The organism is Streptomyces sp. 8K308, assembly GCF_004348315.1.
Taxonomy (GTDB): domain Bacteria; phylum Actinomycetota; class Actinomycetes; order Streptomycetales; family Streptomycetaceae; genus Streptomyces.
This window is the reverse complement of the sequence record NZ_SMKC01000249.1, coordinates 1-10,944: the sequence shown is the minus strand read 5'-3', so window position 1 is coordinate 10,944 and position 10,944 is coordinate 1. Positions and strand designations below refer to the sequence as shown.

Genomic DNA, 10,944 nt, shown 5'->3' with positions numbered 1-10,944 from the left:
GGCCGGGGGGCGCGATCCGTTGCCGCTGGGTGCGGCGCTGCGCCGGCTGACGGAGGAGCGCGGCTGGGAGATGCCGCTCGCGGTGGGCGGTGTGGTGGGTCGCTGGCCTGAGTTGGTGGGGCCCGAGGTGGCGAAGCACTGCGTGCCCGAGGGCTATGACGAGGAGTCCCGGGTGCTGACGGTGCGCTGCGACGCGACGGCGTGGGCGACGCAGCTGCGGCTGCTCGCGCCGGAGTTGTTGCGACGGCTCAACGCGGACCTGGGGCAGGGCTCGGTGACGTTGATCAAGGTGCTTGGTCCTTCCGGGCCTTCGCGTGGCCAGGGGCGGCTGCGCGCGCCGGGGAGCAGAGGGCCTGGTGACACGTATGGATAGCCCTGGCGAGGGCGTCGTCTGGCGGTGCGAAAGTGATGCCGGTCACGTTCGCGGAGGTTGACAGCCGGAGCCGCTGAGGGGCCTCGTGAGCGGATCAGGGACCCGGTCCGTATATCCGGGGTCACCGGATGCCAGTTCAGGGCGGCACATGCGGACTCAGGGGCCAGCAAACCGCCATGAGGGTCGGCCGTGCCGGTAGACTGGAAGGCACCCGCCCCGTTGCGGACCATGTCGAACGACACAGCCGCTCCTTATGTCGGAGTTGGCTCGTGCTGTGCCAGAAAGGGCGCTTCGTGGCCGATTCCGGCGATGCCAACAAGAACACTCCCGCCCCTGCCGCGCCCGCGGAGGGGGCTCCGTCCTACGACGCCAGCGCGATCACGGTGCTCGAGGGCCTCGACGCGGTTCGCATGCGGCCCGGCATGTACATCGGGTCGACCGGCGAGCGTGGCCTCCACCACCTGGTCTACGAGGTGGTGGACAACTCGGTGGACGAGGCCCTGGCCGGTCACGCGGACACCATCGACGTGACGCTGCTGGCCGACGGCGGGGTCCGCGTGGTGGACAACGGCCGTGGCATCCCGGTCGACATGGTGCCCTCCGAGGGCAAGCCGGCCGTCGAGGTCGTGCTCACCGTGCTGCACGCGGGCGGCAAGTTCGGCGGCGGCGGCTACGCGGTCTCCGGCGGCCTGCACGGCGTGGGCGTCTCGGTGGTCAACGCGCTCTCCACGCGCGTCGCGGTCGAGGTGCGCCGCGACGGCTACCGCTGGACGCAGGAGTACGAGATGGGCGTGCCGACCGCGCCGCTCAACCGCAACGAGGCGACCGAGGAGACCGGCACCACCGTCACGTTCTGGGCGGACGGCGACATCTTCGAGACCACGGACTACTCCTTCGAGACGCTCTCCCGGCGCTTCCAGGAGATGGCCTTTCTCAACAAGGGCCTGACCATCACGCTGACCGACGAGCGGGCGGCCGCCGTGCAGACCGCGGGCGCCGACTCCACGGCCGCGGAGGACGAGGGCAAGCCGCGCGCCGTCACCTACCACTACGAGGGCGGCATCGCCGACTTCGTGCGCCACCTCAACTCCCGCAAGGGCGAGCCGGTGCACCCCTCGGTGATCGAGATCAGCGCCGAGGACACCGAGCGGAAGATCTCGGTGGAGATCGCGATGCAGTGGAACGCCCAGTACAGCGAGGGCGTCTACAGCTTCGCCAACACCATCCACACCCACGAGGGCGGCACCCACGAGGAGGGCTTCAGGGCCGCGTTGACCCAGCTGGTCAACAAGTACGCCCGGGAGAAGAAGCTGCTCCGCGAGAAGGACGAGAACCTCGCCGGCGAGGACATCCGCGAGGGCCTGACCGCGATCATCTCCGTCAAGCTCGGCGAGCCGCAGTTCGAGGGCCAGACCAAGACGAAGCTGGGCAACACCGAGGCCAAGACCTACGTCCAGAAGATCGTCTACGAGCACTTCGCCGACTGGCTCGACCGGAACCCCAACGAGGCGGCGGACATCATCCGCAAGGGCATCCAGGCGGCCACCGCCCGCGTCGCCGCCCGCAAGGCCCGCGACCTCACCCGCCGCAAGGGCCTGCTCGAGACGGCCTCGCTGCCCGGCAAGCTCAGCGACTGCCAGTCCAACGACGCGGCCAAGTGCGAGATCTTCATCGTCGAGGGCGACTCGGCCGGCGGCAGCGCCAAGGCCGGCCGCGACCCGCAGTACCAGGCGATCCTGCCGATCCGCGGCAAGATCCTCAACGTCGAGAAGGCCAGGATCGACCGCGTCCTGCAGAACGCCGAGGTCCAGGCGTTGATCTCGGCCTTCGGGACGGGCATCCACGAGGACTTCGACATCTCGAAGCTCCGGTATCACAAGATCATCCTCATGGCCGACGCCGACGTCGACGGCCAGCACATCAACACCCTGCTGCTGACGCTGCTGTTCCGCTTCATGCGCCCGCTCGTCGAGGCCGGCCACGTCTTCCTCTCCCAGCCCCCGCTCTACAAGATCAAGTGGGGCCGGGACGAGTTCGAGTACGCCTACTCCGACCGCGAGCGCGACAGCCTGATCCAGCTCGGCCGCGAGCGCGGCAAGCGGATCCGCGAGGACTCCATCCAGCGCTTCAAGGGCCTGGGCGAGATGAACGCCGAGGAGCTGCGGGTGACCACCATGGACCAGGCGCACCGCGTGCTGCGCCAGGTGACGTTGGACGACGCGGCCGCCGCCGACGACCTGTTCTCGATCCTCATGGGCGAGGACGTCGAGGCCAGGCGCTCGTTCATCCAGCGCAACGCCAAGGACGTCAGGTTCCTGGACATCTGACGGTCCCCGGTCCCGCACCTCCCCCACCGCAGCAGCCCGAAAGGAACCGGACCACACCGATGTCCGACGACACGGCTTCCACCCCGCCGACCTCGCCCGCCCCATTGGAGCCCGACGAGGCCGCCACCCTGCGCATCGAGCCGGTCACGCTCGAGACCGAGATGCAGCGCTCGTATCTCGACTACGCGATGAGCGTGATCGTCTCCCGCGCGCTGCCCGACGTGCGCGACGGCCTCAAGCCGGTGCACCGCCGCGTGCTCTACGCGATGTATGACGGCGGCTACCGGCCGGAGCGCGGCTACTACAAGTGCGCCCGAGTCGTCGGCGACGTCATGGGCACCTACCACCCGCACGGCGACACCTCGATCTACGACGCGCTGGTGCGGCTCGCGCAGCCGTGGGCCATGCGCATGCCGCTGGTGGACTCCAACGGCAACTTCGGCTCCCCGGGCAACGACCCGGCGGCCGCCATGCGGTACACCGAGTGCCGGATGGCGCCGCTGGCCATGGAGATGCTCAGGGACATCGACGAGGAGACCGTCGACTTCCAGGACAACTACGACGGCCGCAACCAGGAGCCGACGGTCCTGCCGTCCCGGTTCCCCAACCTGCTGATCAACGGCTCGGCCGGCATCGCGGTCGGCATGGCCACCAACATCCCGCCGCACAACCTGCGCGAGGTGGCGGCCGGCGCCCAGTGGTACCTGGAGCACCCGGAGGCGAGCCCCGAGGAGCTGCTCGACGCGCTGATCGAGCGGATCAAGGGCCCCGACTTCCCGACCGGCGCGCTCATCGTGGGCCGCCGCGGCATCGAGGAGGCCTACCGCACGGGCCGCGGCTCGATCACGATGCGCGCGGTCGTCGAGGTCGAGGAGATCCAGGGCCGGCAGTGCCTGGTGGTCACCGAGCTGCCTTACCAGGTCAATCCGGACAACCTCGCGCAGAAGATCGCCGAGCTGGTGAAGGACGGCCGGGTCAGCGGCGTCGCGGACGTCCGCGACGAGACCTCGTCGCGCACCGGCCAGCGCCTGGTGATCGTCCTCAAGCGGGACGCCGTCGCCAAGGTCGTCCTCAACAACCTCTACAAGCACACCGACCTGCAGACCAACTTCGGCGCCAACATGCTGGCCCTGGTCGACGGCGTGCCGCGCACCCTCTCGCTCGACGCGTTCATCCGCAACTGGGTGTCGCACCAGATCGACGTCATCGTCCGCCGCACCAGGTACCGGCTGCGCAAGGCCGAGGAGCGCGCCCACATCCTGCGCGGCCTGCTCGCCGCGCTGGACGCGATCGACGAGGTCATCGCGCTGATCAGGCGCAGCGACACGGTCGAGGTGGCGCGCGAGGGCCTGATGGGCCTGCTGTCCATCGACGAGATCCAGGCCAACGCGATCCTGGAGATGCAGCTGCGACGGCTCGCGGCCCTGGAGCGGCAGAAGATCATCGCCGAGCACGACGAGCTGCAGGCGAAGATCACCGAGTACAACGCGATCCTGGCCTCCCCCGAGCGGCAGCGCACCATCATCTCCGAGGAGCTGGCCGCGATCGTCGACAAGTTCGGCGAGGATCGGCGCACCGCGCTGATCCCCTTCGAGGGCGACATGTCCATCGAGGACCTGATCGCCGAGGAGGACATCGTCGTCACGATCACCCGTGGCGGCTACGTCAAGCGCACCAGGACCGACGACTACCGGGCGCAGAAGCGCGGCGGCAAGGGCGTGCGGGGGACCAAGCTGCGGGAAGACGACATCGTCGACCACTTCTTCGTCTCCACCACCCACCACTGGCTGCTGTTCTTCACCAACAAGGGCCGGGTCTACCGGGCCAAGGCGTACGAGCTGCCGGACGCGGGCCGGGAGGCGCGCGGCCAGCACGTGGCCAACCTGCTGGCCTTCCAGCCGGACGAACGGATCGCGGAGATCCTGGCCATCCGGGACTACGAGGCCGCGCCCTACCTGGTGCTCGCCACCAAGTCGGGACTGGTGAAGAAGACCCCGCTCAAGGACTACGACTCGCCCCGCTCCGGCGGCGTCATCGCGATCAACCTGCGCGAGATGGAGGACGGCCGCGACGACGAGCTGATCGGTGCCGAGCTGGTCTCGGCCGACGACGACCTGCTGCTGATCAGCAAGAAGGCGCAGTCCATCCGCTTCACCGCCACCGATGAGTCGCTGCGGCCGATGGGCCGGGCCACCTCGGGCGTGAAGGGCATGAGCTTCCGCGAGGGCGACGAACTGCTGTCCATGAACGTGGTGCGGGCCGGCACGTTCGTCTTCACCGCGACCGACGGCGGCTACGCCAAGCGCACCCCGGTCGACGAGTACCGGGTGCAGGGTCGTGGCGGCCTCGGCATCAAGGCGGCCAAGATCGTGGAGGACCGCGGCTCGCTGGTCGGCGCCCTCGTGGTGGAGGACACGGACGAGATCCTCGCCATCACCCTCGGCGGTGGCGTGATCCGTACCCGGGTGAACGAGGTGCGGGAGACCGGTCGTGACACCATGGGCGTCCAGCTGATCAACCTTGGCAAGCGGGACGCCGTCGTCGGCATCGCCCGCAACGCCGAGGCCGGGCGCGAGGCCGAGGAGGTCGACGCGGACGGCGACGTTGAGGCGGAAGGTGACGGAAGCGGAGTCGCGGAGCAGGCGGCTGCCGCGGACAATGAGGAGCAGGCGTGAGTCAGGCCGCAGGTTCCCCCGGCGGTGGCTCGACCGGCGCCAAGTCCGGGGACGACCGTTCCCGGGATGATTCCCAGCAGGTGACCCGTGGGGGGCTCACGATGACAAGCGCACGACCCGCGGACTCCTACGCGCAGGGCCAGGGCTACCCCGCGCAGGACTCCCAGCAGTACCGCCCCCCGCAGGCGTACCCAGCGCCGCCAGGGGCCGCGCAAACGGCGGGCCAGCAGCCGCCGGCACAGCCCCCTCAGGGCGGCGCCCAGGGCACGCAGGGCGTGCGGGTGCCGCGCACCGGCGCCCGCACGGTGCCGCGGATCCGCAAGGCCCGGCTGCGGGTCGCCAAGGCCGACCCCTGGTCGGTGATGAAGGTCAGCTTCCTGCTCTCCATCGCCCTGGGCATCTGCACGGTGATCGCCGTGGCCATGCTGTGGATGGTGATGGACTCGATGGGCGTCTTCTCCACCATCGGCGAGACGATCACCGAGGCCACGGCGGCCGAGGGCGAGAGCGGCTTCGACCTGGTGGCGTATCTCTCGCTGACCAGGGTGATGCTGTTCACCGGGATCATCGCCCTGATCGACGTGGTGCTGGCCACCGCCCTGGCCACGCTCGGCGCCTTCCTCTACAACCTGTCCGCGGGTTTCGTGGGCGGCGTGGAAGTCACGCTGGCGGAGGACGAATAGGCCGGGCCAATCGATTTTGGGCAGGGGGCTCACATGCGCTAGCCTCTCTTCTGCACAGGGAGTTCCTGCGCAGGGGGCTATAGCTCAGATGGTTAGAGCGCATCCCTGATAAGGATGAGGCCACAGGTTCAAGTCCTGTTAGCCCCACCGGCGACAAACGGCCCCGGTCATGACTGACCGGGGCCGTTTGGTTTCCGGTTTCCAAGTCTCCGGGATACCCGCCGGCCGGCACGGCCGAGGACACGATTGGGTATCATCGGGCGCCAGATGGTCCGATCACGTTTGAAGAAGGACGAGGTAGCGCGGTGAAGAAGCTCCTCCTGGTCGCACTGGCCGCCATCGGCGGCCTTCTTGTCTACCGCCAGATCCAGGCGGACAAGGCCGAGCAGGACCTGTGGACGGAGGCCACCGACTCCGTGCCGACCGGCTCCACGGGTGCCTGACCCCTCTAATACGTCAGCTTCACTCGTCGCACGACGAACGCCTCCGGGCCCCACGCCGATTCCAGCGGCAGGGGCCCGGAGGCGTTTCGTCGCGATCGTGAACACCCAGTGTGACCAAGCGTGATCAGAGCGGTGTGGAGTGCCCCAGCCGCCGCACGCCCCGGCGCTCAGCCCTGGTGGCTCTCGTAGTGCTCGACGGCCTCGCGGGTGCGGGCGACGCCGTAGACCCGCAGGAATTCGGCCAGTTCCGGGTGGGTGTCGGCGAGCAGCCGCGAGGCGCTCTGGATCTCGGTCGCGTCCGAGACGGAGCGCAGCAGCGCCTGGATCTCGCGGACCACGCGCTTCGTGGGGTTGGCCGGGACGCCGATGGAGCCGGAGCGGGTCGCGGTGGAGCTCGGGCTCAGCACGTTGCCGCCCGCGGTCCTGCGGATCTCCTCCATCGCGGAGGTGGCCTCGGCGGCGCTGACGCGGCCGGCGCGCACCTCGGCGGCCAGGTCCTGCAGCGAGCGCACCCGTTGGACGACGGCCGGATTGCCGATCTTGGCGCGCTGCCCGCTCATCAGCTGGGACAGCATGGGCGCCGAGAGTCCGAGGACCACGGCGAGCCGGGCCTGGTTGAGTCCGAGATCGGTGATCAGCCGACGGAAGAGCGCCCCCAGTGGCTCCCCGTACCATGTCGTCTGCTGTTCTCTGGCCCTTTCCGTGGACTCTTGTTGAGTCGCGTCCATCGTGTCTCCCCTGTTCTCCCCTGATCGCTTCACCTGAGCGAAGTTGCGCGTCATCCTACGGAGGGATGCACATCCGGGCGATACCCGGTCGGTATCCGGCGGGAAGATTGGGTAATCTAGCTTCCGGCCACCTGCCGTGTTGTCGGGATCGGCCAAGGGGCCTTAGCTCAGTTGGTAGAGCGCCGTCTTTGCATGGCGGATGTCAGGAGTTCGACTCTCCTAGGCTCCACGGGAGTTGGGCCGCGCGGGCCGTCGACGTCAGTCGGCGGCCCGCAGCTCTTCCGGCGGGGTGCGGTCGGCGTCGACGCGCTCGGTGCGCTCCAGCTCGCCCCAGACCACGTAGCGGTACCGCGAGGTGTAGACCGGCGTGCAGGTGGTGAGGGTGATGTAGCGGCCCGCTTCGGTGGCCCCCGACTCCTCGGGGATGGCGTTGAGCACGGCGGTGTTGTACCTGGACGTCTCGGGGAGGATCGCGAACGCCCGGTAGATGTACCAGGTGTCGCTGCTCTCGAAGACGATCGGGTCGCCCTCCTCGATCTGGTCGATCCCGTGGAACTTGGCACCGTGGCCGTCGCGGTGGGCGGCGAGGGAGAAGTTGCCCTCCTCGTCCCAGGGCATGGCGGACTCGACGGGGGTGTCGTAGTAGCCGGCCACGCCGCCGTTGAGGACGTCGAGGCCGATGCCTTCCTTGACGAGGATCACGTCGTCGGTCATGGCGGGGACGTGAAGGAAGCCGATGCCGTCCTCCGGGTCGAATACGGGCGGCTGGTCGTCGTCGCCGCCGCTCTCGTCCTCGGCGGCGGCCCACTGGTCCCGGACGGCGTCGCTGTCCCGGCTGGCCTCCTGGTTGGCGACGACGTTGGTCCACCAGAGCGAGTACGCGACGAACAACGCCAACACGAGGCCGGCGGTGATGAGCAGCTCCCCGACGACGCCGACGAGCACCGCGACGCGCCTCCGGCGCGGGCGCGCCTCGCCGGCGCGGGCCTGGCCGTCGGCGTCGGCGTCCGCCGCGCCGGCGGCCGGCTCCACCGGGCCTGTGCCGGCGTTGGCTGTGGTGGTAGAGGTGGGGTCCTCAGGGGGCGCTTGGGCGGCGGTCTCGCTGGCGGCAGCCTCCGCCGTGCCGGTGGCCCGCTCCGCCAGGGTGTCCGCCGTGCTGCTGGTGGCATCGCCGCTGTCGGCGGCGTCCGCCGCGTCGGCGGTGGGCTGCGCGTCGGCGTTGGCTGTGGTGGTTGGGGCGGGGTCCTCAGGGGTTGCTTGGGTGGCGGCCTCGTTGGCGGCAGCCTCCGCTGGGGACGGGGCGGTGTCGCTCTCGGTCCTGGCGGTGTGTGGCCCAGGATCCGTGTCGCGCTGGCCTGGTACGGCCGCCGGGGTGGTGTCGTCGCCTGCCTCGGGTGGCGTGGCCTCAGGGTCAGTTGACGAGGGCATCGGGTTTTCCGTCCGAGCGGGGGCGTTCTTCCGTCATCTCTCCCCAGACGATCATGCGGTAGGTGGAGGTGAACTCCGGGGTGCAGGTGGTCAGCGTGATGTAGCGGCCGGGTTCGGTGAAGCCGCCCTGTTCCGGGACGGGGTCGAGCACGGCCGTGTTGGAGGGGGACGTGGAGTCGAGGCGGCTGGCCATCTCGTAGGTGAAGTACGCGTCCTGGGTCTCGATGACGATCGGGTCGCCCGGCTCCAGGCGGTTGATGTAGCGGAAGGGCTCGCCGTGGGTGTTGCGGTGGCCGGCGAGGCCCACGTTGCCCTCCTCGTCCCACGGCATCGCCGTGGGGAGGCCGTCCTCCGCCGTGTAGTGGCCGACCATGCCGTTGTTGAGGACGGTGTCCTCGGCCACGCCCTCGGCGATCGGCACCACCACGTCCAGCGTCGGCAGGTAGAGGATCGCGAAGCCGTCGCCCGGTGAGAAGGCGCCCGGTTCGCGGGGGTCGACGTCCTCGTTCCCGCCGTCCTCCCACTGGCGTTGCAGCTCCTCGCGCTGCGTGTTGGCGTGCGCGCGGGCCTCCACGTTCGTCCACCACAGCTGGTAGGCGACGAAAAGCAGCAGCAGGGCGCCGGTGGTGATGAAGAGCTCGCCGATCACGTTGCTGATGGCGGTGCCGGTCTGCTTGGCCGCCTTGGCCGCGGCCTTGGCCGCCTTCCGGCGGGCCGCCCGGCCGCCCGCCACCTCTGCGTCGGCGTCGGCGGCGCGGGGAGGAGACGGCGGCGGCGCCTGGCCGCCGGCCCTGCGCCGGGAGGAGCCGGCCCGCGCGGCCTTCCGGCGGGCGGCGCGCCCGCCGTGCGCGTCCGAGGCCGAGGGAGAGGCCGCGGCCGCAGCCGCGGCTTTGCGCCGGGCCGCGCGGCCGCCTGGCGTCGGCGGGGTCAGGTCGGAGGGCCGGCGCAGGCCCATCGTCTCCGGGTCCTCCGGATGCTCCGGGCCCCAGCCCGGGTGGGTCACGCGGCCGATCCCACGACGGGCGCGAGGCCGTGCGACCGCTGGACGGCGGCGCTGTCGCCGCAGACCGTGAGCCAGTTGGCGAGCATCCGGTGGCCGCCCTCGGTGAGCACCGACTCGGGGTGGAACTGGACGCCCTCGACCGGGACCTCGCGGTGGCGCAGGCCCATGACGACGCCGCTCTCGGTGGTCGCGGTGACCTCGAACCCGGCCGGCACGGTGGGCTCCTCGACGGCCAGCGAGTGGTAGCGGGTGACGGTCAGCGGCGACGGAAGACCGGCGAAGACGCCGGCGCCCTCGTGCCGCACCGGGGAGGTCTTGCCGTGCAGCAGCTCGGGGGCCCGGCCGACGACGCCGCCGTAGGCCACGGCCATGGCCTGCATGCCGAGGCAGACGCCGAAGACGGGGGTGCGGGTGGCCGCGCAGTGGCGGACCATCTCCACACAGACGCCGGCGTCCTCCGGGGTGCCGGGGCCCGGCGACAGCAGCACCCCGGCGAAGTCGCCCCCCGCGACGTCCGCGGTGGTGACCGCGTCGTTCCGTGCCACCTCGCACTCGGCGCCGAGCTGGTACAGGTACTGCACGAGGTTGTAGACGAAGCTGTCGTAGTTGTCGACGACCAGCACCCTGGCGCTCATTCGACGGCCCCCCCGTTGTTGAACGGCATGATCGGCTCGGCCCACGGGAAGACGTGCTCGAACAGCAGGTAGATCACGCCTATCACCAGCGCCAGCGAGATCAGCGCGCGCACCGCGGTGTTGCCCGGCAGGTGCCGCCAGATCCACCCGTACATCGCTTCGCTTCCCCTTCGTCGCCCGCCTGCTGCCCCAAGAGTACGACGGGTCGCTGACGCCTCGGAGGGGGTCGTCAGTCTTCGGCCGCGGAGGCCGCGTCGGCGGCGTCGGCGGGCACGGGCTCGGCGTAGCGCAGCGCCACGCCGCCGTCGAAGCCGGGCAGGGTGACGGCGGAGTGGTCGTCGACGCGCCAGCCCAGGCCGTACGCCCGCACGTACTGCAGGTAGTCCTCGATGGCGGGGGCGGCGTCGAGGGCGGCGTGCAGCGCCTCGGGGTCGCCGACGGCGGTGACGGTGTACGGCGGGGAGTAGAGGCGGCCCTGGAGGATCAGGGTGTTGCCGACGCAGCGGACGGCGCTGGTCGAGACCAGCCGCTGGTCCATGACCTGGATGCCCTCGGCGCCGCCGGCCCACAGCGCGTTGACCACGGCCTGGAGGTCCTGCTGGTGGATGACCAGGTCGTTGGGCGAGGGGTCGGGGACGCCGGGGACCAG

At 70.4% G+C, this 10,944-nt stretch carries 11 protein-coding genes and 2 tRNA genes; 7 read left to right on the top strand and 6 right to left on the bottom strand.

What is annotated here, in order from left to right; all coding sequences use genetic code 11:
• The 6 genes from E1265_RS26535 to E1265_RS26510 all read left to right on the top strand — a co-directional run.
• On the top strand, nucleotides 1-373 hold a 373-nt coding region (locus E1265_RS26535; RefSeq protein ID WP_132933531.1), incomplete at its 5' end, for a DciA family protein.
• 269 nt (nucleotides 374-642) lie between these two features.
• Nucleotides 643-2,700, top strand: a complete 2,058-nt coding sequence (gene gyrB / locus E1265_RS26530) for a DNA topoisomerase (ATP-hydrolyzing) subunit B (protein WP_132933530.1) — start codon at nucleotides 643-645, stop codon at nucleotides 2,698-2,700.
• Between the two features lie 59 nt (nucleotides 2,701-2,759).
• On the top strand, nucleotides 2,760-5,375 hold the full coding sequence (gene gyrA / locus E1265_RS26525; protein ID WP_132933529.1) for a DNA gyrase subunit A: 2,616 nt from the start codon (nucleotides 2,760-2,762) through the stop codon (nucleotides 5,373-5,375).
• Between the two features lie 101 nt (nucleotides 5,376-5,476).
• Nucleotides 5,477-6,058, top strand: coding sequence for a DUF3566 domain-containing protein (locus tag E1265_RS26520; RefSeq protein WP_132933528.1), 582 nt, complete (start codon nucleotides 5,477-5,479; stop codon nucleotides 6,056-6,058).
• Nucleotides 6,059-6,131: 73 nt separating this feature from the next.
• Nucleotides 6,132-6,205 (top strand) — tRNA-Ile (locus E1265_RS26515).
• 158 nt (nucleotides 6,206-6,363) lie between these two features.
• The gene (locus tag E1265_RS26510; protein WP_243741121.1) at nucleotides 6,364-6,501 is read left to right on the top strand and encodes a DLW-39 family protein; all 138 of its coding nucleotides are present in this window, start codon (nucleotides 6,364-6,366) and stop codon (nucleotides 6,499-6,501) included.
• Nucleotides 6,502-6,668: 167 nt separating this feature from the next.
• Here E1265_RS26510 and E1265_RS26505 read toward each other — a convergent pair whose 3' ends face one another.
• Nucleotides 6,669-7,229 (bottom strand): DNA-binding protein, encoded by a 561-nt coding sequence (locus E1265_RS26505; protein WP_132933526.1) that lies wholly within the window; start codon nucleotides 7,227-7,229, stop codon nucleotides 6,669-6,671.
• A gap of 156 nt (nucleotides 7,230-7,385) precedes the next feature.
• Here E1265_RS26505 and E1265_RS26500 point away from each other — a divergent pair.
• Nucleotides 7,386-7,458, top strand: a tRNA-Ala gene (locus E1265_RS26500).
• A gap of 29 nt (nucleotides 7,459-7,487) precedes the next feature.
• Here E1265_RS26500 and E1265_RS26495 read toward each other — a convergent pair.
• From E1265_RS26495 to E1265_RS26480, 5 genes are all read right to left on the bottom strand, one after another.
• Nucleotides 7,488-8,261, bottom strand: a complete 774-nt coding sequence (locus tag E1265_RS26495; protein ID WP_207931214.1) for a class E sortase — start codon at nucleotides 8,259-8,261, stop codon at nucleotides 7,488-7,490.
• 379 nt (nucleotides 8,262-8,640) lie between these two features.
• Complete coding sequence (locus E1265_RS26490) at nucleotides 8,641-9,660, bottom strand: class E sortase (RefSeq protein ID WP_347877251.1); 1,020 nt, start codon at nucleotides 9,658-9,660, stop codon at nucleotides 8,641-8,643.
• Nucleotides 9,657-10,295 (bottom strand): aminodeoxychorismate/anthranilate synthase component II, encoded by a 639-nt coding sequence (locus E1265_RS26485; RefSeq protein WP_132933525.1) that lies wholly within the window; start codon nucleotides 10,293-10,295, stop codon nucleotides 9,657-9,659. The genes E1265_RS26490 and E1265_RS26485 overlap by 4 nt, the downstream gene beginning before the upstream one ends.
• A complete protein-coding gene (locus E1265_RS37300) occupies nucleotides 10,292-10,450 on the bottom strand; it encodes a hypothetical protein (protein ID WP_165953883.1) in 159 nt (52 codons plus the stop codon). The genes E1265_RS26485 and E1265_RS37300 overlap by 4 nt, the downstream gene beginning before the upstream one ends.
• A gap of 74 nt (nucleotides 10,451-10,524) precedes the next feature.
• On the bottom strand, nucleotides 10,525-10,944 hold a 420-nt coding region (locus tag E1265_RS26480; RefSeq protein ID WP_132933524.1), incomplete at its 5' end, for a DUF881 domain-containing protein.

What these genes read in the sequence shown, in the direction of transcription:
- E1265_RS26485 (WP_132933525.1), bottom strand. Translation starts at nt 10,295, where the DNA reads ATGAGCGCCAGGGTGCTGGTCGTCGACAACTACGACAGCTTCGTCTAC.
- gyrA (WP_132933529.1), top strand. Translation starts at nt 2,760, where the DNA reads ATGTCCGACGACACGGCTTCCACCCCGCCGACCTCGCCCGCCCCATTG.
- E1265_RS26505 (WP_132933526.1), bottom strand. Translation starts at nt 7,229, where the DNA reads ATGGACGCGACTCAACAAGAGTCCACGGAAAGGGCCAGAGAACAGCAG.
- E1265_RS37300 (WP_165953883.1), bottom strand. Translation starts at nt 10,450, where the DNA reads ATGTACGGGTGGATCTGGCGGCACCTGCCGGGCAACACCGCGGTGCGC.
- E1265_RS26520 (WP_132933528.1), top strand. Translation starts at nt 5,477, where the DNA reads ATGACAAGCGCACGACCCGCGGACTCCTACGCGCAGGGCCAGGGCTAC.